Here is a 21,043-nt window from a genome sequence, read left to right on the forward strand (position 1 = left end):
AAGGAGCCCCTGCATAGGTGCAGAGAGGAGATGGCAAATCCGCTTCTCATGGGACCTTGTCTTTGTTGGTGCTAAGAAACCTCCACTTCAAGGAGTGGAAGCGAGTAAGTGGGGGAGGTTCATGAGAAAGGATAAAATTTGCTATAATGTAGGGGAATGGAATCTTAGGAAAGTTGAGGGAAGATCAGTGGCCTTTTTATATCACATACTTCGAGACCGCACGATTTTGAAATTGCTTCTTACTGTAAATGTTTTAGGAACGATTTACGGGTACATTTGGTATCAATATCAGCTTGTTGAAACGCCGCCGCAGTTTTGGTTGTTTGTACCGGATAGTCCAACAGCCAGCTTGTTCTTTGTGTTTGTGTTAATCGGTTTTTTATTTCGGAAAAACTGGGGACTGGCAGAAGCGCTTGCGATTGTCACGCTGTTTAAATACGGTGTATGGGCAGTGGTCATGAATCTTTTGCTCCTTATTGTAGAGGGAAACTTGCACTGGACAGGGTACATGCTTATGCTGTCGCATGGTGCGATGGCTGTTCAAGGGCTTTTATACGCTCCGTTTTACCGTATAAAGAACTGGCACTTAGCAGCTGCTGCGGTATGGATCTTACATGACAACATCATCGACTACGTATTCCGGCAAATGCCGCGATACGGCGTACTTGATTTGTATTATCAGCCAATCGGCTATTTCACATTTTGGCTGAGCATTCTCTCTATCGCAATCGCTTACGCTTTGTGTATAAGGCAGAATCGACTTGAGCTGTCACTTCAATAAAGGAATTTTGGTCTATTCTTGTCCACTCCTTCATACACTTTATTAGAAGTTTTAGGGGGGACAGGAATGAAAAAAGTCGTTGCCGTAATCATATGGATCGTTCTTTCTTTACTGCCGCTTCGCATGTATGCGGCAGGGGCAGATGAGATGAATCAGTTATTGGACGAGTCGTTACAGCTTGTAAAGCAGCAGCAATATGAAAAAGCAAAGCAAATTTTGACGTATGCGTCTAAAGAGTATGCTGTTCATGTATCGTCGCCTGCACATATTCATGTCATCTCGATGGCTTACGATAAAGCAATCCAATCTATGGGTGAGGGAGCGAGCCAAAAAGAGAAGGAAGACGATATGCTGGCGCTGCGGCTTGTAATAGATGCGGAAAACTCACAATTTCAACCGCTTTGGCTAAACAGAGAACGTGCTGTAATGACAGCCTTTGACAAAATGGAGCAAGCGATGAAACAAGACGATGCTTCCAAGCTTCAGTATGCCGTAAACGAGTTCTTGTATGAAATTGCTATTATTTATCCAAGTTTATCGGTGGATTTGCCGGAAGAAGAATTGCAGCGTCTGAATGCGCATCTTTCGTATCTCGATGAATCTCGCAGCACGATGGCGAGGCATGTGAACGGACAGCTTCAAATGAACGTAATTCGCGAAGATGTGGAAAGCATATTTCAGTATCCGAGCAAGGACGAAGCGGCCCCTTCACTCATTTGGGTGATCATTGCAACAGGCGGCATTATTATTTTTACATTAACTTATGTCGGCTGGAGAAAATATAGAGGAGAACAAGAAAAGCGACGTGTAAAGTCTAAAAATGGTTAATATATACCCGATGCATTTCAATTGACAATCCGTCGTGGCAAAAATAGAATGAAAAGTATTACAACATCATTGGAGGATGACTATGCTGTACCTAATCTATTTCCTCATTATCTTGATTGTTCCGCTAGTCGCTCAGGCAAAGGTGCGAAGTGCCTACAGTAAATATTCGCAAGTGTATTCCACGTCGGGAATGACGGGAGCACAAGTGGCGCGCAGAATTTTAGATGCAAACGGGTTGTATAACATAGCAGTAGAGGAAACACCGGGTTATCTGTCCGATCACTATGATCCTCGCACAAAAACGGTCCGCTTGTCGACAAACAACTATTACGGAAATTCTGTAGCAGGAACGGCTGTGGCAGCTCATGAGGTTGGACACGCCATCCAGGATGCTAAGGATTACAGTTTCATGCGCTTCCGTCATGCGTTAGTGCCAGTCGCAAATCTTGGATCGAATATGTCGTGGATTTTTATTATGATCGGTATTTTTGCAAGATTATCAAATATGCTGTTGCTCGGCATCGTTTTAATGGCAGCAGGCGTACTGTTTCAGCTTATCACCCTTCCTGTTGAATTTGACGCTTCCCGCCGTGCCATGAAGCAAATCGATTCTTTAGGGATTGTAGACCATGGAGAAGAGGGAAGCGCGCGTAAGGTATTGAATGCAGCGGCGCTTACTTATGTAGCGGCAGCAGCGGTTGCGGTATTTGAATTGCTCCGTCTGCTTCTTGTATACACAGGAATGCAGCGAAGCGATGACTAAAAAAACAGGCTACCTGGATAGCCTGTTTTTTTTATAAGGATAAGAAACTATAGATCCAGTACTTAGCCGATTGCGCTTTTTTTGATGTCTAGTTCCACCGGCTAGGCGCTGCCACCAGAGAACCTCCGTCACATAAAGGCAAAAAGCGCCTTTAAGGACGGAGGTTCTCTGGTTCTGCGCCTGAACGAGCCGGTTGCGCTTTTCTTGATGTCTAGCTCCACCGGCTAGCTCCCGTCTGAAAAATAACCTTCCCCATATAAAGCCAAAAAGCGGCTTTAATGGTGAAGAACATTTTCCAGAGGGAGCTGAACGAGCCGGTTCCGCTTTTCTTAGTTATGAAGCGGATTTTTGTTTTCGTCCAGCGTAAATCCTTCACCGACAACGTCGTGCACATCGCTTACTGCAACAAATGCATGCGGGTCGACAGAAATGATGATATTCTTTAGCCTTACAATTTCATTTTTGGCAACAACACAGTATAAAACATTGCGCTCTGCTTTTGTATAGGTGCCTACACCCTTCAAGAAAGTAGCGCCGCGCTCCATTTCGGACAAGATTTTTTGGGCGATTTCTTCGTTTTTATCAGAAATAACAGTAGCGCCTTTCGCTGCATATGCGCCTTCTTGCATAAAGTCAATAACACGCGCGCCGATAAACACAGCTACGAGTGTGTACATGCCCTGCGTGTAGGACAAATATGTAAGGATGGATAAGGCGATTACGGCTGCATCAAAAAGGAACATGGTTTTCCCCATGCTCCAGCCTGCGTATTTATGTGCGAGCCGGGCAATAATATCGACGCCGCCCGTTGTTCCGCCGAACCGAAAAATAATGCCAAGTCCAACGCCGATGAATACACCTGCAAACAATGCTGCCAGCGTCATATCCTTCTGTAAGTTTAAATGAAGATTGAAAACATCGTAGCGCTGAAAGATCCACAGAAATACAGAAACACTTACAGTACCGATAAGCGTATAGATGAAGGTTGTTTTTCCAAGAAGCTTCCATCCAATGAAAAACAACGGAATGTTAAGAATCAAGTTCGTATAAGAAGGATCTAATTGAAACAAAAAATAAAGCAAAAGGGTAATTCCTGTAAAGCCGCCCTCTGCTAAATGATTTTCAATGTTAATGTTTACAATGCCGAATGAAAAAATGGCGGATCCCAGCAGGATAAAGATAATGTTGCGAATTCGGATATTTAGCATGCTATTCCCCCTGATATGTTAGTACAACACCTTATTATAGTGTATCCTTTAAACCGTGGCAAATAATGTATGCCTGCTGAAAAATTTGTCAAACAGCCGGGAATTGGCTAACATGAAAATAGAAGGAGTCGAGGTGAACAAAATGGAAGATAAAACAATGAAATTAATGCAGCATGAAGTAGATGCATACATAAGCCAATTCAAAGAAGGCTATTTTAGCCCGCTTGCTATGATGGCGAGGCTGACTGAGGAAGTGGGAGAGCTTGCCCGTGAAGTGAATCATTACTACGGAGAAAAGCCGAAAAAAACAACCGAAAAAGAGCGGACGATTGAGGAAGAACTGGGAGATTTGTTATTCGTGACTATTTGTATGGCAAACAGCTTGAACATTGATCTAGAAACAGCTCATAATAGAGTAATGGAAAAATTCAACACGCGTGATAGAGATCGCTGGACGCGAAAAGAGGGAGAGAAAGCAGAATGAAGACAATTCGTGTTATTATTGCAGGTCCAAGGGGAAGAATGGGTCAAGAAGCAGTTCGTTTAATGGAACGCACATCGCATTTTCAATTAGTTGCAGCAGTAGACTATAAGCATGGCGGCAAACGCATAGCAGATTTGGAAGGGCTTCCGGCATTAGACGCTCCTATTTATGAAAGCTTAGAGGAATGCTTACAGAAGGAGCAGGCTGATGTATTATTGGATTTAACAACGCCGGAAATCGGCAAACAGCATATACATACCGCGCTTCAGCATGATCTGCGCTCTGTTATCGGAACAACCGGCTTTACCGAAGAGGAAATTCAGCAGCTTACCCGTACTGCAGAGGAGAAAAAAGTCGGAACGATTATTGCGCCGAATTTTGCAATCGGAGCTATTTTGATGATGAAATTTGCGCAAACAGCAGCGAAATACTTTCAGGATGTGGAAGTCATTGAACTGCATCATGATCAAAAGCTCGATGCTCCGTCCGGAACAGCGCTGAAAACCGTTGATTTAATCCGCACTGCGAGAGAGCCGAAGCAACAAGGCCATCCTAACGAGACGGAACAGCTGCAAGGAGCGCGCGGCGCGGAAGTGGACGGCATTCATATTCACAGCGTGCGTCTGCCGGGACTTATTGCGCATCAAGAGGTATTGTTCGGGGGAGACGGACAAATGCTTACGATTCGCCATGATTCTTTTAATCGTGCTTCTTTCATGTCAGGTGTTAAGATGTCCATTGAAACGGTCATGAATTTAGAAACACTTGTATACGGTTTAGAAAATATTGTGGACTAAAGGGGAAACGAGAGATGAAAATTGCATTAATTGCTCACGATAAGAAAAAGCAGGACATGGTGTCCTTTGCATACGCTTATAAACCTATATTCGAAAAGCACGAATTGTTTGCTACAGGAACAACGGGGCTGCGCATTATGGAAGCTACCGGCTTATCCGTGACGCGCTATCAATCCGGTCCGCTTGGCGGCGATCAGGAAATTGGGGCGATGATTGCAAAAAATGATATGGATATGGTCATTTTTTTCCGCGATCCGCTAACTGCCCAGCCGCATGAGCCGGATGTAAATGCTTTGCTGCGTCTGTGTGATGTGTATTCGATTCCCCTTGCTACGAATATGGCGAGTGCAGAGCTGTTAATGCATGGTTTAGAACGGGGAGATTTAGATTACAGACAGTTATAAGGAGAACATCATGGGTGAACTAGATATACTAGCATTTGGAGCACATGCCGACGATGTGGAAATCGGCATGGCTGCTACCATTATAAAATATAGCAAACGCGGATATAAAATCGGCATTTGCGATTTGACAGAGGCAGAGCTTTCTTCAAATGGAACTGTTGTGCTGCGGCAGCAAGAAGCAAAGAAAGCTGCCGGCATTATGAATGTGACGGCACGCATAAACCTCGGATTTCCCGATCGCGGTTTGCAATGGAATGAAAGATATCTAGCCAAGATTGTAGAAATCATTCGTACATATAAACCAAAGCTTATATTTGCTCCTTTTCACGAGGACCGGCACCCCGATCATGCAGCTTGTGCCCGTTTGGTAGAGGAAGCTGTTTTTTCAGCCGGTATTCGCAAATATATGCCGACGTTCCCGGCTCATAAAGTGCAGGCCATGTATTTTTATATGATTAACGGATTTCATAAACCTTCTTTTTGTGTCGATGTCAGCGAAGAAATGGAAGGGAAAATACAAGCTCTGCAAGCTTATGAGAGTCAATTCTCTAAGGGAGAAATTGCTACACCTTTGACCGAAGGGTATGTCGAGACTGTGATCGCGAGAGAAAAGATGTTCGGAAAAGAAGTCGGGGTAGCATATGCCGAAGGGTTTATCAGCAAGAAGCCTCTAGTATTGCATAATGATTTGCTTGGAGGTGTGTGATGAAGCTAAAAATCGGAATTACCTGTTATCCATCTGTCGGAGGATCAGGTGTAATCGGTACAGAGCTTGGGAAACTGTTGGCCGAACAAGGCCATGAAATTCATTTTATTACATCGAGCGTGCCGTTTCGTTTGAATAAATTTTATCCAAATATTTACTTTCATCAAGTGGATGTAAATCAATATTCCGTATTTCAGTATCCGCCTTATGATTTGGCGCTTGCAAGCAAAATGGCGGAAGTAGTAGATCGGGAAAAGCTGGATCTGCTTCATGTTCATTATGCGATTCCGCACGCGATTTGCGCTATTTTGGCAAAGCAAATGGCAGCGCACCCTGTCAAAATTATAACGACCTTGCATGGTACGGACATTACGATACTCGGCTACGATGATTCTCTTAATAATTTAATTCGTTTTGGCATCGAGCAATCTGATATAGTGACTGCTGTTTCCCACTCTCTTGTAGAGGAAACGCATCAGCTTATCAAACCTAAAAAGGAAATTCGTACGGTTCACAACTTCATTGATGAGCGTGTGTACCAAAGACGCGAAATGACGCATTTGAAGGAAGAATACGGTATTTCTGAAGAAGAGAAGGTTATTATTCACATATCAAACTTCCGAAAAGTTAAGCGTGTGGAAGATGTCATCCGCTCGTTCGCCCTGATCGAACAGCAGGTGCCGTCCAAGCTGCTGCTTGTCGGAGACGGACCGGAACTTTGCGCGATGACGAGGCTTGTTAAAAACTTGAACTTAGAAGGCAAAGTTTTATTCTTAGGAAAGCAGGATAATGTAGAAGAGCTCTTATCCATGAGCGATTTAATGCTTCTTCTGTCCGAAAAGGAAAGCTTTGGACTCGTTCTTTTAGAAGCGATGGCTTGCGGCGTGCCTTGTATCGGGACTAGGGTCGGCGGTATCCCCGAAGTCATTGAAGACGAAGAAACAGGTTATATATGCGAGCTTGGTGACGTGCAGGGAATAGCTGAAAAAGCTGCGGAGCTGCTGAAGGATGGGCAGCTTCATAAAAAGATGGCAGAAGAAGCGCAGCGATCCATAAAGGAGCGTTTCAGTTCCGAGATCATTGTGTCTGAATATGAAGCGATGTATCATGAACTGTTAGGTGAAGCGAATGGAGCGATTTGAACAAGCATCATCCATCATTCGAATATTAAAGCAAAGAGGATATGAAGCTTATTTTGTAGGGGGCAGCGTTCGTGACTATTTGATTAACCGTCCGATCGGCGATATTGATATTGCCACCTCTGCTTTGCCGGATGAAGTCATGAAGATTTTTCCTCGTCACGTTCCGGTCGGACTGGAGCACGGCACAGTTATTGTACTTGATGAAGATGTTGCGTATGAAGTTACAACTTTTCGCACAGAGTCAGGCTACGAAGACTTCAGAAGACCTAGTGAAGTTGCTTTCGTCCGTTCTCTTACCGAGGATTTGCAGCGGCGGGATTTTACAATGAACGCAATTGCGATGACGGAGGAGGGAGAAATCCTTGATCCGTTCGGCGGTCGGCGTGCTATTCAAAATAAACAAATTGAAACGGTCGGAAATCCGCATGAGCGTTTTCAGGAAGACGCTCTCCGCATGATGCGCGGCGTTCGGTTTGTCAGTGTGCTTGGCTTTACTTTAAGCGAAGCGACGAAGCAGGCTATTGCAGAGCATGCGCCGCTGCTTCGCCACATTGCGATCGAGCGCATTGCTGCAGAGTTTGAGAAGCTGCTGCTTGGCCGGTACGTGCAGCAAGCACTTCCTCTTTTAAAAGAAACAAAGCTGTATGAATACTTGCCTTATTTGGAGAAGAAGCAAAACGAGCTTATACAAGCTTCCGTGTATGAATGGGCATATGTTACAACAGATACAGAGGCATGGGCCTTGTTATTATACATTGTCAAAATAAACGATGCAGAAACTGTACTTCGAAGCTGGAAGTTGTCCAATAAAAAAATAAAAAGCATCACAGCAGTGCTGAATTTTCTTAAGAAACGGCACATGCAGGATTGGGACGAGCTTTTGCTTTATGAGGCTGGAGAAGAAATTGCCGTGATGGCAGAAACTTTATATGCCATTCTTAACTGTAAACATGTACATACGCAGCGTGTCAAAAAGCAATACCAATCACTTCCGATTCATAACCGAAAGCAATTGCAGGTGACCGGGACGGATTTGCTGCAATGGACAGAGAAAAAGGGCGGTCCGTGGGTGGCAGCTCTATTAGAGGAAATTGAACGGGCAGTGCTGTACAGAAAAACTGCTAACTCGCGAGAAAGCATTAAGGAGTGGCTGAATACATGCAAACTTCTATAAGAAAACAGCTTCTGGAGATGTTTTCAGAAGCTGACGGAGAATTTATTTCCGGGCAAGCAATCAGCGAAAAGCTCGGCTGCTCCCGTACGGCTGTATGGAAGCATATGGAGGACCTTCGCAAGGAAGGGTATGAACTGGAAGCGGTTCGCCGTCTCGGATATCGCATTGCCGGTAAGCCTGAAAAAGTAACAGGAAACGAAATTCAACTGGGGCTGCAAACAGAATATATTGGGCGGTATGTTCATTTTGAAGAAACGGTGGACTCCACCCAAAAGATTGCTTCCCGTCTTGTGTATGAGGGAGCACCTGAAGGTACAGTGATCGTTGCAGAAGAACAAACAGCAGGACGGGGGAGGCTGAGCCGTCAGTGGCACTCTCCAAAAGGAACGGGCATATGGATGAGTCTCATTTTGCGTCCTGCCATTCCGGTTCACCAAGCTCCTCAGCTTACATTGCTGGCAGCGGTAAGCGTAGCGCAAGCGATTGAGGCATATACTGGTCTATCGGCAGGAATTAAGTGGCCGAATGATATCCTTATAAACGGCAAAAAGGCAGTGGGAATTTTGACTGAGCTGCAGGCAGACCCCGATCGAATTCACGCTGTTATAATTGGAATCGGAATTAATGTGAATCAGCAGAAGCATCATTTTGCGGATGAGATTCAGCATATTGCTACCTCGCTTGCCATCGAAAAAGGAGCTGAGGTAAACAGAGCATCCTTGATGCAGGCTGTTTTTGCACAAATGGAGAAGCTGTACAAGGAATATTTGCAAAATGGGTTTGGTCTTATTAAAATGTTGTGGGAAAGCCACGCTGTCAGCATCGGAAAGGAAATTACAGCAAGAACGCTCCATCAGACGCTCGTAGGAACTGCGAAAGGCATTACAGAAGATGGAGTTCTCATTCTTGAAGATAAAAGCGGGAATATTCATTATATTCACTCTGCAGATATTGAAATCTAGTGGCAAAAGACCAGAGCAGTCTGGTATAATGAATTCGAATATGGGCAGTATCTAATTGAACTGCACCTGAAGTTTATATCACATACAATGGGTTCTGCCTGGATCCAATAAGGACTGGGACAGAGGGATGAGATTGCGAAGCATAATCCTTCTTTCCGCATGGAAAGAAGGATTTTTTGTGTCTGGCTGCACCGGTTAGTTCCTCCTATCAGAGAACCTCCCCTCATAAGATGAAACTTCATCTGTGGAGGTGATTTTTCCTCCACGGATGTTAGTTGAATCAATCGGGCTCTTAGCGTCCGTTTGTGCATCTTGTCTAAGCAGTCCTGTTACGGACGTTTAGAGCGAGATAAAGGAAAAAGCGCCTTTAAGTGTGGAGGTTCTCTGCCTTTCGAAGCTGAATGAGCCGGTTCCGCTTTTCTTGCATCGTCCCTCTCCTTATCCTAAACAAGGAGGAGACGTATGAAAACGACAAAAGATTTTATGGAAATGAAGCGGCAGGGTGAAGCAATTGTAATGGTTACGGCATATGATTATCCTTCTGCAAAGCTGGCAGAGCAAGCTGACGTAGATATGATTCTTGTCGGAGACTCGCTCGGAATGGTGGTGCTTGGCTATGATTCCACCATTCCTGTTACAGTCGAGGACATGATTCATCATACGAAGGCAGTACGCCGCGGTGCAGGGAATACATTCGTTGTGACTGACATGCCTTTTATGTCTTATCACGTATCAAAAGAAGAGACGATGAAGAATGCACAGCGCATTATCCAGGAAAGCGGAGCGCACGCTGTAAAGGTAGAAGGAGCCGATGAAGTGGTGGATATTATCCGTCTCTTGACACATGCAGGAGTTCCTGTGGTGGCTCACCTTGGTTTAACTCCTCAAGCTGTCGGCGTACTGGGCGGATACAACGTGCAAGGAAAAGACGCTGAGAGTGCGCGCAAATTACTGGAGGATGCGAAGCAGTGCCAGGAAGCAGGCGCTGCCGCACTTGTTTTAGAATGTGTGCCAAAGCAATTGGCAGAAGAAATTTCTATGCAGCTTGCCATTCCGACAATCGGCATTGGAGCAGGCAACAAAACCGATGGGCAAGTGCTTGTCTATCATGATATCATCACATATGGAGTGGGGCGTGTCCCAAAATTCGTGAAACAATACGCATCCGTGCAAGACGAAATTGTGCGCGGTATTCATCAGTATGTTCAGGAAGTTAAGGAACGTCAATTTCCTGACGACGCCCATTCTTTTACAATGAAAGAAGAAGAACTTTTAGCATTATACGGAGGCAATACAACATGCAAATAATTTCAAACATTGAACAGATGCAGCAAACTATCCTCTCCTTGCGCGCAAAAGGAACGACAATAGGATTTGTACCAACGATGGGATATTTGCATGAAGGCCATCTCACATTGCTGCAGCAAGCAAGAAAAGAAAATGATATCGTTGTACTGAGCGTATTTGTAAATCCGCTTCAATTCGGACCGAACGAGGATTTTGACAGATATCCGCGCAATATTGAAAGAGACGAAGAACTTGCTCGCACAGCATCTGTGGATTATTTGTTTTATCCAAGTGTTGAAGAAATGTATCCGACTCCGTTAACAACGAAAGTGACGGTAACTGCGCGTACAGAGGTATTATGCGGTGAAAAGCGCCCGGGACACTTTGACGGCGTAGCGACAGTTCTCTTGAAGCTATTTAATATTACGATGCCTCATCGCGCCTATTTCGGAATGAAAGATGCCCAACAAGTGGCAGTGGTGCAAGGGCTCATTTCCGATTATAATATTCCGGTAACCCTCATACCGGTTGAAACAGTGAGGGAAGAAGACGGACTCGCAAAAAGTTCGCGCAACGTATATTTATCTGAAAGCGAGCGGAAAGAAGCACCGCATTTATACCAAAGCCTGCAGCTCGCAAAGCAGGCGGTTGAAGAAGGGGAACGAGATCCTCAGGCGGTGAAAGCAATTGTAACGAATTATATTATTACGCATACAAGCGGGGAAATAGATTATACAGAGGTATACGCTTATCCGCAGTTGACGGAGCTTGAGAGAATAAAAGGCACTATTATCGTGGCCGTAGCTGTTAAGTTTGCAAAAGCAAGGTTAATTGACAACATCACATTTACAATCTAGGGGGAGCAGACATGTTTCGTACAATGATGAGAGCGAAATTACATCGCGCAACAGTAACGGAAGCGAATTTGAACTACGTGGGCAGCATTACAATCGACGAAGATTTGATGGATGCAGTCGGCGTAGTAGAAAACGAAAAGGTGCAGATTGTAAACAACAATAACGGTGCCCGCTTTGAAACGTATATCATTAAAGGAGAGCGCGGCAGCAAGGTCGTATGCTTAAATGGAGCAGCAGCAAGACTAGTACAGCCAGGTGATAAAGTAATCATCATTGCCTACGGTCTTGTACCGGAAGAAAAGGTGCATGAACATAAGCCGAAAATTGCCGTTTTAGATGAGGAAAACAATATTGAACAAATGCTTGGCTATGAACCGGCCTGCACGATTCTATAAAGTGAAAATCCCCATTTTTTATGGGGATTTTTTTACTTCTTTTAAAAGGACAAGAACATATATAATCGGCGTGTTCAACTCTCCTTTCAGAGAACCTGCACAAAGGCAAAAAGCGCCTTTGAGGGAGAGGGACCTCTGGTTCTGCGCCTCGAAGGCTCTGCTTTTCTTGATGTCTAGCTCCGCCTTCGAGGCGCTGCCGTCCAAGAACCTCCGCCACAAAAAGGCAAAAAGCGCCTTTTAGGGCGGAGAACCTTGGTCTCTGCACCTGAACGAGCCGGTTGCGCTTTTCGTGGTGTCTAGCTCCACCGGCTAGGTGCTGCCGTCCAAGAACCTCCGCCACAAAAAGGCAAAAAGCGCCTTTTAGGGCGGAGAACCTTGGTCTCTGCGCCTCGAAGGCTCCGCTTTTCTTGATGTCTAGCTGCGCCTCCTAGGTGCTGCCACCAAAGAACCCTTCCCACACAAAGGCAAAAAGCGCCTTTGAGGGGAAGGAACCTTTGGTTCTGCACCTGAACAGTCGGCTCCGCTTTTCTTATTAAGTTTGGCGAATTCGTGGTATAGTAAACAGTAGGAACAGTGTTTCGGGTTGGGAAGGTAAGTGAGGTGTTAGAATATGAACAGATATGTTGTCGTTGATTTAGAAACGACAGGAAACGCCGCTAAGGGCGGTGTTGATAAGATTACAGAACTTGCCGCTGTTGTAATTGAAAACGGCGAAGTGCATGAGATTTTTTCCACGTTTTTAAATCCTGAGAAGCCGATTCCCCCGTTTATTTCAGAGCTGACGGGAATACATGATGAAATGGTGCAGCGAGCTCCTCTTTTCCGTGATATCGCTCCGATGATAGTCGAACTCTTGGAAAACTCGTATTTTGTTGCGCATAATGTTCATTTTGATTGGAACTTCCTGCAAGAGGAACTGAAAAATGCAGGATATATGCCGCCATCATGCCCTGCAATTGACACGGTTGAGCTGGCGCGGATATTGCTGCCGACTTCAGACAGCTATAAGCTTGGAGATTTAGCAAAATATTTTGAGCTGAACCATGAAAAACCGCATCGGGCCGACAGTGATGCAATGGTGACAGCGGAGTTGTTTTTAAATCTTTGCGATAAGCTGAATGATTTGCCGTTAATCACACTGCAATCGCTCTATCAGCTCAGTAAAGGTTTTAAAAGCGATTTAGAGGAATTGCTATCTTTTTACATATTGAATAAGGCTGAGCATGATCCAACCAAACAACAATACGACATACACCGCAGCATTGCGCTGCGCAAAAACACTTATGCAGTAAACCTTGGCGAGAAGGACAACATTTCTTTTTCTATGTTTTCAAAAACGATGGCGGCACGTTTGAAGCGCGAGATGCCCATGTTTGAAGAACGTGAAGGACAAAGCATGATGATGCAAGAGGTGTATGAAGCCTTTACAAATGCCCGTTTTTCTCTTATTGAAGCAGGGACGGGGACAGGCAAAACGCTTGCTTATCTCATTCCAGCTTTGTTTTATGCGTATGAGAAGGAGCAGCCTGTTGTGATAAGCACACAAACAGTTCAGCTTCAGCAGCAAATTCTCGAAAAGGAGATTCCGCTTCTCAAGCGAATTCTTCCATTTCCGTTTGAAGCAGCTCTTATTAAAGGGCGCAAGCATTATATATGCCTGCATAAGTTTGAGCATGCTTTATCAGAAGAAGACACGAATTACGATAGCATCTTAACAAAAGCGGAGATTCTTGTATGGCTGTTGCAAACGGAAACTGGAGATGTGGATGAACTGAACTTGCCTTCAGGAGGAAGATTACTGTGGGAGCGCATTTGCAGCGATGCCAACATGCCGAGCAAGCAGTGGGGCACCCGCTGTTTTTATCAGCGCGCTAAGCATCGGGTGTATTTTGCCGATATAATCATTACGAATCATGCCTTGCTTTTTCATGATTTGAATCATGAAGAATCCCTGCTGTCTTCTTATGAATATGTTGTACTCGATGAAGCGCATCATATTGAAGAAGTATCGAGTCATGCGCTTGGAGAACAGTTTTCCTGCCTGCACTTTCAGCTGCTCCTTTCGCGCATTGGAACATTGGAAACCAATGATGTCTTAACGAAGCTGTATGAAACGATGGACCAGTACCACTTTGCATCTTTATCTGCTTTTAAGCAAATCAATAAAGCGTTGAAGGAGATAAAGTTTGAATCTGATGAGCTGTTTCGCATGCTTCGCTCATTCTTGTTCGATCGGCAAAAACACCAAACGGAAGGCAATATTCGTTTGGTGTACCGTTACGACATCCAAAAAGAAAGAGGAAAGCTTTGGAGGGCGATTACGGAAGCGGCCGACCGTCTCTCATATTCTCTAAGAGGAGTCTTACAGCAGTTTCAAGAGCAAGAGGTCATCATAGAGAAACGGATGAAAACGTCGGTTATAGCGGAAGAATTTCGGGACCTTATACAATCTCTTGAAGAATTTCGCAGCACGCTTGTGCACCTGCTGCTTGATGAGCAATCGGACGGTGTTACATGGATGGAAGCGGAAGCAAAAGGTACGTTGCACTCGACAGTCATATATAAGCAGCCGATTGATGTAAGCGAGATGCTTGCAGATCAGCTCTTTGCCAAGCGGAAAAGTGTCATTCTCACGTCTGCGACATTAACGGTTAATGGAACTTTCGACTATATGATTGAAACGCTCGGGTTATCTGATTTTCATCCTTCTGCTATGAGCGTTCCCTCGCCGTTTTCTTATGAGCAGCAAGTTCAAATGATGATTCCGACAGACGTGCCTAATATTAAACATGTATCGCAGGAAGAATATGTACAGGCTATAGCGGCACAAATTTCAGCCATCGCAAAGGCGGCAAACGGACGGATGCTCGTATTGTTCACCTCATATGAAATGCTGAGACAAACGTATGCGATTGTAAAAGAGAACGAAGCGCTGCAGGAATTTGCTATTTTGGCACAAGGGGCAAACAGCGGCAGCCGTGTCAGAATGACCAAAAACTTTCAGCAGTTTGAAAAAGCAATTTTGTTTGGAACGAATAGTTTTTGGGAAGGAATTGATATACCGCTCAGCTGTCTCGTAATGGTGCGTTTGCCGTTTATGCCTCCGGACCATCCGGTAATGGCTGCAAGAGCAGCGAAATTAAAAGCAACCGGCAAAAATGCGTTCCTTACATTGTCATTGCCGCAAGCCGTAATCCGTTTTAAGCAAGGATTCGGCCGCCTAATCCGTACAAAGGAAGACAAAGGATTGTTCTTTGTGTTAGACCGACGCATTACTACTACGTTTTATGGAAGCAAATTCACATCGTCAATTCCTGAGATTCCAGTTTATGAAAAGCCGCTTGAACAATTGCTTGCGATAGCGGACTCATAAAGAAAAGCCTGCAGCGAGTACAGGCCGAGAATGTGGGTAGAAGGAAATTTTTTAGTATATAGATGCCATCATGAAGATGAAAAAGTAATGCTAAGATAAAACACTGCCTACTCAAACCTTTTATAGAAGAAAATCACCTGCTATAATAAATGGGTAGCGAAGCAGGCTTTGTGGTGAGTGTATCTTTATTGTAACCGTATGTCTTTCTTCTATGATTAGAAATTTTTGTGCAATGGAGGAGTTTAAATGGAAAAGAAAATTGAAGTGTTGGCAACAACGCGCGTACAGTATTCAAGCGATTTGTATAAAATTGTGGACAGCTTGAATCGAACATTAAAGGAAAGAGATTTAATGTTTGGTCTGGCATTGGACGAGCAACAAAAAGAAACAGCAATATTTACGATTTACAGAACGTAGGGATACAATGAAAAAGTTGATTTTAACTATTGTTTTTGCCGTTATTGCGGTTGTTTTATACAGTGTTTACGTTTATACAGATACAATGAGCGGAAAGCTTAAGGGAGAAGAAAAAGCGGTTGCCATCGCCAAAAAAGAAGCCAAATTAACAGCGGTAACAAGAACGGATTATTATCATGGATATGATGAAAAATCTTCCTATAGTGTAATCGAAGGCAAGGATGATGCAGGGACACAATGGATTATTTGGGTGCCCGGCACAAAGGGAAAAGTACTGACAAGAAAGAAAAGCGAAGGCATTTCCGAAAAAGAAGTGCTGCAGATTGTCGCGAAGCAAAAGAATGCAAAAGAATTCTTGAAAGTAAAATTGGGTGCTGAAAACGATGTACCGCTATGGGAAGTTACATATATTGATCAAGAGAACCGTTATAATTACTGTTATCTGGATTTCAAAAATGGAGAAATTTGGAGGAATTACAGTATTTAAATTATAAATTTGGAGGAACGCAGGATGAAATTAGCAAAGCGTGTATCAGCATTAACACCTTCCTCAACGCTGGAGATTACAGCAAAAGCGCAGGAATTAAAAGCGCAAGGTCATGATGTAATCGGCCTTGGGGCAGGAGAGCCAGACTTCAATACACCAGACCATATCATTGAAGCGGCTTACAAGGCAATGCTTGAAGGACATACGAAGTATACTCCTACAGGCGGACTTGCCGCGCTGAAGAAAGAGATCATCAAGAAGTTTCAAGAGGATCAGCAACTCGCTTATGCACCGACTGAAATTATTGTATGCAACGGGGCGAAGCATGCTTTATACACGCTATTTCAGGTTCTTCTTAATGAAGGGGACGAGGTCATTATCCCGACTCCTTATTGGGTAAGCTATCCAGAGCAGGTGAAGCTTGCTGAAGGTGTTCCAGTATTCGTGGAAGGATTTGAGGAAAACGATTTTAAAATTACGCCGGAGCAGCTAAAAAGCGCGATTACAGAGAAAACAAAGGCAGTCATCATTAATTCTCCGAGTAACCCGACAGGCATGATTTACACAGAAGAAGAGCTGCGAGCGCTTGGCGAAGTGTGCGTTGAGCATAACATTTTAATTGTATCCGATGAAATTTATGAGAAGCTCGTGTATGGCGATACAAAGCATGTTTCCATCGCACAGCTGTCAGCAGAATTGAAGCAGCTTACCGTTATTATCAACGGTGTGTCTAAGTCACATTCCATGACAGGATGGCGTATCGGATATGCGGCTGGCAATAAGCAATTGATTCAAGCGATGACGAATCTGGCAGGCCATAGCACATCCAATCCTACTTCTATTGCACAATATGCGACAATTGCGGCATATCAGCATTCACAAGAGGCTGTAGAGGAAATGCGTCATGCGTTTGAAAGCCGACTGAATATTGTATATGATAAACTCATTCAAATTCCAGGGTTTTCTTGTCTTAAGCCGCAAGGAGCGTTTTATTTATTCCCGAACGTAAAAGAAGCTGCCGCTATGGCAGGCTATGATTCAGTGGATGAGTGGGCGAAAGCGCTGTTGGAGGAAGAAAAAGTCGCGATTGTGCCCGGTTCCGGCTTCGGCGCTCCGGAAAACATGAGATTATCGTACGCCACTTCCCTAGAGCAGTTGGAAAAAGCGTTGGACCGCATAAAAACGTTCATGGATAAAAAAGTCCGATAAATAGAGAGGCTGTCTTTGCATAATGCGCCGGCGCTATGTATAATGAACAATATCAATTTGAAAGCTTTTTGGAGGGACCACGCAAGTGAAAACTACTATTGCACAAGTAAAGAATTATGTGAATGAAGAAGTAACGATTGGAGCTTGGCTTGCCAATAAACGCTCCAGCGGAAAAATTGCTTTCTTGCAGCTTCGCGACGGCTCAGGCTTTATGCAAGGGGTTGTAGTGAAAGAAGAAGTGGGCGAAGAAATTTTTCAAAAGGCAAAGGCACTTACACAGGAAACATCTTTGTATGTAACAGGAATTGTTCGTGAAGATGAGCGTTCCCCGTTCGGATATGAATTAACAGTGACAAACGTAGAAGTTATTCACGAAGCTACTGATTATCCAATCACGCCGAAGCAGCATGGTACGGAATTTTTAATGGACAATCGTCATTTATGGATTCGTTCTAAGCGCCAGCATGCAGTGCTTCGCATTCGTCATGAGATTATCCGTGCTACATATGAATTTTTCCATGACAACGGATTTGTAAAGGTTGATCCGCCGATTCTTACAGGAAGCGCGCCGGAAGGAACAACAGAATTATTCCATACAAAATACTTTGATGAGGATGCCTACTTATCTCAAAGCGGACAGCTGTATATGGAAGCAGCAGCAATGGCGCTTGGAAAAGTATTCTCCTTTGGCCCGACATTCCGTGCGGAGAAATCCAAAACACGCCGTCACTTAATTGAATTTTGGATGATTGAGCCGGAAATGTCCTTCATCGATCATGAAGATAACTTGCGCGTACAAGAGAATTATGTATCGTATCTTGTGCAGTCCGTATTGAAAAACTGTGCGCTTGAGCTTAAAGCATTGGATCGTGACCTTTCTAGACTTGAGCTTATACAAGCGCCGTTCCCTCGCATTACATATGATGATGCGATAAAAATGCTGCACGAAAAAGGCTTCGATGACATTCAATGGGGCGATGATTTTGGCGCTCCGCATGAAACGGCGATTGCAGAAAGCTTTGATAAACCTGTGTTTATTACGCACTATCCGGCACAAATCAAATCTTTCTATATGAAGCCGGATCCAAACCGTCCTGAAGTTGTATTGTGTGCAGACTTGATTGCGCCGGAAGGATACGGCGAAATCATAGGCGGTTCTCAGCGTATTGATGATTACAATTTGCTGAAGCAGCGTTTGGATGAGCATGGCCTTAGCGAGGATGCATACAAATGGTATTTGGAGCTTCGTCAGTACGGTTCTGTTCCTCACTCCGGCTTTGGTCTCGGCTTAGAGCGTACGGTAGCATGGCTTTCCGGTGTAGAGCACGTGCGTGAAACCATTCCGTTCCCTCGTTTATTAAACCGTCTATATCCGTGATTGCATGACCTCCCTATCAGCGATGAAAAAGCATCATCGCTTGAGCAGGGGAGGTCTTTTTAACTGAATAGGAAGTATAAAATTCTGGGTGTGAACGAGCCGACTGCGCTTTTCGGCGATGTCCAGCTCCGCCGGCTAGGTGCCGCCACCAGAGAACCTCCGCCGCAAAAAAGGCAAAAAGCGCCTTTCTTGGACGGAGAACCTCTGGTTCTGCACCTGAACGAGCCGGCTCCGCTTTTCTGCAGACAGAAACCCATTCATCTTGTGGTATACTAGAGAGCGAGGTGTTAGTTCATGAAGAAAAAAATTATGCTTGAATGGTTTGAGCAAGGAAGTATTGCTATTCCGAAGCTTTTAATGATGCACTATAAAAAGCTGGGCTTGAACGAGCTGGAGTTTATGGTTATTTTACATGTGCATACGTTTTTAGAATCAGGCAATTCGTTTCCGACTCCTGATGAAATTGCTGCAAGAATGACGATAACATCTACCCGCTGCGCAGAAATTTTGCGTACGCTTATGCAGCGCAGCTTTGTAACAATAGAGGGACATAAGCAGGATGGGGAGATGATTTGTGAAACATATTCCTTACAGCCGCTTTGGGAGAAAATGCTGCAGCTTTTAATGAATGAAACGATTGAGGAAGAACAGGAAAAGAAACAAAACTTGCAATCAAGCTTATATAGTATTTTTGAAAAAGAGTTTGGCCGGCCGCTCTCGCCATTCGAGTGTGAGACGCTTACGATGTGGCAAGATCAAGACGAACATGAAATGATATTGATTCAAGCAGCTTTGCGCGAAGCAGTCATGAGCGGAAAGCTTAATTTTCGCTATATTGACCGCATTTTATTTGAATGGAAAAAGAATGGCGTAAAAACGGTCGAGCAGGCGCAAAACTATGGGCAAAAGTTTCGACCTCATCAGACGAAAAATCAGCTGCCCCGTCAGGAAGCAAAATATACGGGGAAAGTCCCGTTTTATAATTGGTTGGAACAATAAGAATCTTGCCTTTTTGTATAGCATCATCGTAGTGTAGAGGAGGGAATCGATGTTAACGACCAAACAAACTCGTCATTGTCTTGACGTTATGGGGGAGATGTTTCCGCAGGCGCACTGTGAGTTGAATCATTCCAACCCTTTTGAATTAGTTATAGCTGTAGCGTTATCCGCTCAATGTACGGATGCCCTCGTAAATAAGGTAACAAAGAACCTATTCCAAAAATATAAAACACCGGAGGATTATTTGCGTGTGTCATTAGAAGAGCTGCAGCAGGATATTCGCTCAATTGGTTTGTATCGCAATAAAGCAAAAAATATTCAAAAGCTGTGCCAAATGCTTCTTGAGGAATACGGCGGAGAGGTTCCGAGAGACCGCGATGAGCTGACAAAGCTTCCCGGAGTAGGGCGAAAAACAGCGAATGTTGTTGTATCTGTAGCGTTTGGTGTTCCTGCGATTGCTGTTGATACGCATGTAGAGCGCGTAAGCAAGCGTTTAGGCTTTTGCCGATGGAAGGATTCTGTGCTTGAGGTCGAAAAAACGCTAATGAAAAAAGTTCCGATGGACGAGTGGAGTGTGACACACCATCGCATGATTTTCTTTGGACGCTATCATTGCAAAGCGCAGCGTCCGCAATGCGAAGTGTGCCCGCTTCTTGAAATATGCAGAGAAGGCAAGAAACGAATGAAGGAGAAGAAGGCATAATGATTAAGCTGGACATTCCCGCTGCTTTCAGGCAGCCGCCTTTCTTTGTAAAGGAAGAAACGATTGTATACGAAGAAACTGAAACTCTCGAGCAAGCTGCGGGAAAAGAATACTTCCTATATGAACTTGCGAAGCTGCAAGGGCTGGACGCTTATGAGCCATGGCAAGATCAAGAACACGCTATTCCGGTAATGATAGAAGTCTGGAAAGAGGAGCGGGACGGTATCGCTTCTTTATTCAGAGAAAGAAGACGGACAGAGGCTGAGAAACCAACGGTGCGATTCTCCGCTCATTTTTTATCGGCATTATATTGGCTGAATGATGAGAGACTTACATCTCTGGAGAATATAGAACAGCAGCTGACAGCTTTAAAAATCAAACCGGTAAATGTATCTGAAAGGCTAGGGTTCGTTTTAAACCAGCCGGGTCATTATCATTCTTTCATTCAGCTGACACAGTTGTACGAAGAATTTGAAAAGCTGTTCGTAAAAGAAATGCTCATACAAAAAAGACCATCTCGCTGAGGAGATGGTCTTTTTCTATTAAGGAATATTAAGAGGTGATTGGGCAGGCGGTTTTTGATTAGTACCAGTGCCTGAATTAGTACCAGTACCCGGATTAGTACCAGTACCCGGATTAGTACCAGTGCCTGGATTAGTACCAGTGCCTGGATTAGTACCAGTGCCTGG

The 21,043-nt window shown here is 44.3% G+C and carries 22 protein-coding genes; 21 read left to right on the top strand and 1 reads right to left on the bottom strand.

The genetic code is table 11. The annotated features are described in order from the left end of the window. Window positions 1-187: 187 nt before the first annotated feature. The 3 genes from lhaT (at window position 188) to H540_RS0123995 (ending at window position 2,372) form a co-directional block, all read left to right on the top strand. Window positions 188-781 carry a lipoprotein heptaprenylglyceryl N-acetyltransferase LhaT gene (gene lhaT, locus H540_RS0123985; protein ID WP_028402717.1) on the top strand — a complete coding sequence of 198 codons (594 nt, stop codon included), beginning with the start codon at window positions 188-190 and terminating at the stop codon, window positions 779-781. Between the two features lie 66 nt (window positions 782-847). Beyond that, on the top strand, window positions 848-1,609 hold the full coding sequence (gene ypjB / locus H540_RS0123990) for a sporulation protein YpjB (protein WP_028402718.1): 762 nt from the start codon (window positions 848-850) through the stop codon (window positions 1,607-1,609). A gap of 82 nt (window positions 1,610-1,691) precedes the next feature. After that, entirely contained in the window at window positions 1,692-2,372 is a 681-nt protein-coding gene (locus tag H540_RS0123995) for a zinc metallopeptidase (protein ID WP_028402719.1), read from the top strand. A 329-nt stretch (window positions 2,373-2,701) separates the two neighbouring features. On the opposite strand, the gene H540_RS0124000 is transcribed toward H540_RS0123995, so the two are convergent. Beyond that, window positions 2,702-3,580 (bottom strand): YitT family protein, encoded by an 879-nt coding sequence (locus tag H540_RS0124000; protein WP_034671870.1) that lies wholly within the window; start codon window positions 3,578-3,580, stop codon window positions 2,702-2,704. 142 nt (window positions 3,581-3,722) lie between these two features. Between H540_RS0124000 and H540_RS0124005 the strand changes: the two genes are divergently transcribed. The 18 genes from H540_RS0124005 (at window position 3,723) to H540_RS0124100 (ending at window position 20,878) form a co-directional block, all read left to right on the top strand. Beyond that, window positions 3,723-4,064, top strand: coding sequence for a nucleotide pyrophosphohydrolase (locus H540_RS0124005; RefSeq protein ID WP_051317270.1), 342 nt, complete (start codon window positions 3,723-3,725; stop codon window positions 4,062-4,064). Next, window positions 4,061-4,861, top strand: coding sequence for a 4-hydroxy-tetrahydrodipicolinate reductase (gene dapB / locus H540_RS0124010; protein ID WP_028402722.1), 801 nt, complete (start codon window positions 4,061-4,063; stop codon window positions 4,859-4,861). The genes H540_RS0124005 and dapB overlap by 4 nt, the downstream gene beginning before the upstream one ends. A gap of 14 nt (window positions 4,862-4,875) precedes the next feature. After that, window positions 4,876-5,265 (top strand): methylglyoxal synthase, encoded by a 390-nt coding sequence (gene mgsA / locus H540_RS0124015; protein ID WP_028402723.1) that lies wholly within the window; start codon window positions 4,876-4,878, stop codon window positions 5,263-5,265. 10 nt (window positions 5,266-5,275) lie between these two features. Continuing rightward, window positions 5,276-5,971, top strand: coding sequence for a bacillithiol biosynthesis deacetylase BshB1 (gene bshB1 / locus H540_RS0124020; protein ID WP_028402724.1), 696 nt, complete (start codon window positions 5,276-5,278; stop codon window positions 5,969-5,971). Then, the gene (gene bshA, locus H540_RS0124025) at window positions 5,971-7,113 is read left to right on the top strand and encodes an N-acetyl-alpha-D-glucosaminyl L-malate synthase BshA (RefSeq protein WP_028402725.1); all 1,143 of its coding nucleotides are present in this window, start codon (window positions 5,971-5,973) and stop codon (window positions 7,111-7,113) included. The genes bshB1 and bshA overlap by 1 nt, the downstream gene beginning before the upstream one ends. Then, the gene (locus tag H540_RS0124030) at window positions 7,100-8,287 is read left to right on the top strand and encodes a CCA tRNA nucleotidyltransferase (protein ID WP_028402726.1); all 1,188 of its coding nucleotides are present in this window, start codon (window positions 7,100-7,102) and stop codon (window positions 8,285-8,287) included. The genes bshA and H540_RS0124030 overlap by 14 nt, the downstream gene beginning before the upstream one ends. Beyond that, window positions 8,272-9,249, top strand: a complete 978-nt coding sequence (locus tag H540_RS0124035) for a bifunctional biotin--[acetyl-CoA-carboxylase] synthetase/biotin operon repressor (protein WP_028402727.1) — start codon at window positions 8,272-8,274, stop codon at window positions 9,247-9,249. Before H540_RS0124030 ends, H540_RS0124035 begins: the two co-directional genes overlap by 16 nt. 462 nt (window positions 9,250-9,711) lie before the next feature. Further along, complete coding sequence (gene panB / locus H540_RS0124040; protein WP_028402728.1) at window positions 9,712-10,557, top strand: 3-methyl-2-oxobutanoate hydroxymethyltransferase; 846 nt, start codon at window positions 9,712-9,714, stop codon at window positions 10,555-10,557. Next, window positions 10,548-11,393, top strand: coding sequence for a pantoate--beta-alanine ligase (gene panC / locus H540_RS0124045; RefSeq protein ID WP_028402729.1), 846 nt, complete (start codon window positions 10,548-10,550; stop codon window positions 11,391-11,393). The genes panB and panC overlap by 10 nt, the downstream gene beginning before the upstream one ends. An 11-nt stretch (window positions 11,394-11,404) precedes the next feature. Then, window positions 11,405-11,788: an aspartate 1-decarboxylase gene (panD, locus tag H540_RS0124050; RefSeq protein ID WP_028402730.1), complete on the top strand. Its 384-nt coding sequence runs from the start codon at window positions 11,405-11,407 to the stop codon at window positions 11,786-11,788. Window positions 11,789-12,398: 610 nt separating this feature from the next. Further along, a complete protein-coding gene (dinG, locus tag H540_RS0124060) occupies window positions 12,399-15,161 on the top strand; it encodes an ATP-dependent DNA helicase DinG (protein WP_028402732.1) in 2,763 nt (920 codons plus the stop codon). Window positions 15,162-15,407: 246 nt separating this feature from the next. Further along, a complete protein-coding gene (locus H540_RS32620; protein WP_081415264.1) occupies window positions 15,408-15,578 on the top strand; it encodes a YpmA family protein in 171 nt (56 codons plus the stop codon). A 7-nt stretch (window positions 15,579-15,585) separates the two neighbouring features. Beyond that, a complete protein-coding gene (locus H540_RS0124070; protein WP_028402733.1) occupies window positions 15,586-16,065 on the top strand; it encodes a cell wall elongation regulator TseB-like domain-containing protein in 480 nt (159 codons plus the stop codon). A gap of 24 nt (window positions 16,066-16,089) precedes the next feature. Beyond that, entirely contained in the window at window positions 16,090-17,274 is a 1,185-nt protein-coding gene (locus H540_RS0124075; protein WP_028402734.1) for a pyridoxal phosphate-dependent aminotransferase, read from the top strand. Between the two features lie 85 nt (window positions 17,275-17,359). Further along, entirely contained in the window at window positions 17,360-18,652 is a 1,293-nt protein-coding gene (asnS, locus tag H540_RS0124080) for an asparagine--tRNA ligase (protein WP_028402735.1), read from the top strand. Between the two features lie 294 nt (window positions 18,653-18,946). After that, complete coding sequence (locus H540_RS0124090) at window positions 18,947-19,651, top strand: DnaD domain-containing protein (protein ID WP_028402737.1); 705 nt, start codon at window positions 18,947-18,949, stop codon at window positions 19,649-19,651. Window positions 19,652-19,700: 49 nt separating this feature from the next. Then, entirely contained in the window at window positions 19,701-20,354 is a 654-nt protein-coding gene (gene nth, locus H540_RS0124095; RefSeq protein WP_028402738.1) for an endonuclease III, read from the top strand. Further along, the gene (locus tag H540_RS0124100) at window positions 20,354-20,878 is read left to right on the top strand and encodes a YpoC family protein (protein WP_034671872.1); all 525 of its coding nucleotides are present in this window, start codon (window positions 20,354-20,356) and stop codon (window positions 20,876-20,878) included. Before nth ends, H540_RS0124100 begins: the two co-directional genes overlap by 1 nt. The last annotated feature ends 165 nt before the right edge of the window (window positions 20,879-21,043 follow it).

The organism is Ectobacillus panaciterrae DSM 19096, assembly GCF_000430785.1.
Lineage (GTDB): Bacteria > Bacillota > Bacilli > Bacillales > Bacillaceae_G > Ectobacillus > Ectobacillus panaciterrae.

Bases quoted from the DNA above. Each gene is read 5' to 3' on its own strand.
- ypjB (WP_028402718.1), top strand. From the start codon at position 848: ATGAAAAAAGTCGTTGCCGTAATCATATGGATCGTTCTTTCTTTACTG.
- H540_RS0123995 (WP_028402719.1), top strand. From the start codon at position 1,692: ATGCTGTACCTAATCTATTTCCTCATTATCTTGATTGTTCCGCTAGTC.
- H540_RS0124000 (WP_034671870.1), bottom strand. From the start codon at position 3,580: ATGCTAAATATCCGAATTCGCAACATTATCTTTATCCTGCTGGGATCC.
- H540_RS0124005 (WP_051317270.1), top strand. From the start codon at position 3,723: ATGGAAGATAAAACAATGAAATTAATGCAGCATGAAGTAGATGCATAC.
- dapB (WP_028402722.1), top strand. From the start codon at position 4,061: ATGAAGACAATTCGTGTTATTATTGCAGGTCCAAGGGGAAGAATGGGT.
- mgsA (WP_028402723.1), top strand. From the start codon at position 4,876: ATGAAAATTGCATTAATTGCTCACGATAAGAAAAAGCAGGACATGGTG.
- bshB1 (WP_028402724.1), top strand. From the start codon at position 5,276: ATGGGTGAACTAGATATACTAGCATTTGGAGCACATGCCGACGATGTG.
- bshA (WP_028402725.1), top strand. From the start codon at position 5,971: ATGAAGCTAAAAATCGGAATTACCTGTTATCCATCTGTCGGAGGATCA.
- H540_RS0124030 (WP_028402726.1), top strand. From the start codon at position 7,100: ATGGAGCGATTTGAACAAGCATCATCCATCATTCGAATATTAAAGCAA.
- H540_RS0124035 (WP_028402727.1), top strand. From the start codon at position 8,272: ATGCAAACTTCTATAAGAAAACAGCTTCTGGAGATGTTTTCAGAAGCT.
- panB (WP_028402728.1), top strand. From the start codon at position 9,712: ATGAAAACGACAAAAGATTTTATGGAAATGAAGCGGCAGGGTGAAGCA.
- panC (WP_028402729.1), top strand. From the start codon at position 10,548: ATGCAAATAATTTCAAACATTGAACAGATGCAGCAAACTATCCTCTCC.
- panD (WP_028402730.1), top strand. From the start codon at position 11,405: ATGTTTCGTACAATGATGAGAGCGAAATTACATCGCGCAACAGTAACG.
- dinG (WP_028402732.1), top strand. From the start codon at position 12,399: ATGAACAGATATGTTGTCGTTGATTTAGAAACGACAGGAAACGCCGCT.
- H540_RS32620 (WP_081415264.1), top strand. From the start codon at position 15,408: ATGGAAAAGAAAATTGAAGTGTTGGCAACAACGCGCGTACAGTATTCA.
- H540_RS0124070 (WP_028402733.1), top strand. From the start codon at position 15,586: ATGAAAAAGTTGATTTTAACTATTGTTTTTGCCGTTATTGCGGTTGTT.
- H540_RS0124075 (WP_028402734.1), top strand. From the start codon at position 16,090: ATGAAATTAGCAAAGCGTGTATCAGCATTAACACCTTCCTCAACGCTG.
- H540_RS0124090 (WP_028402737.1), top strand. From the start codon at position 18,947: ATGAAGAAAAAAATTATGCTTGAATGGTTTGAGCAAGGAAGTATTGCT.
- nth (WP_028402738.1), top strand. From the start codon at position 19,701: ATGTTAACGACCAAACAAACTCGTCATTGTCTTGACGTTATGGGGGAG.
- H540_RS0124100 (WP_034671872.1), top strand. From the start codon at position 20,354: ATGATTAAGCTGGACATTCCCGCTGCTTTCAGGCAGCCGCCTTTCTTT.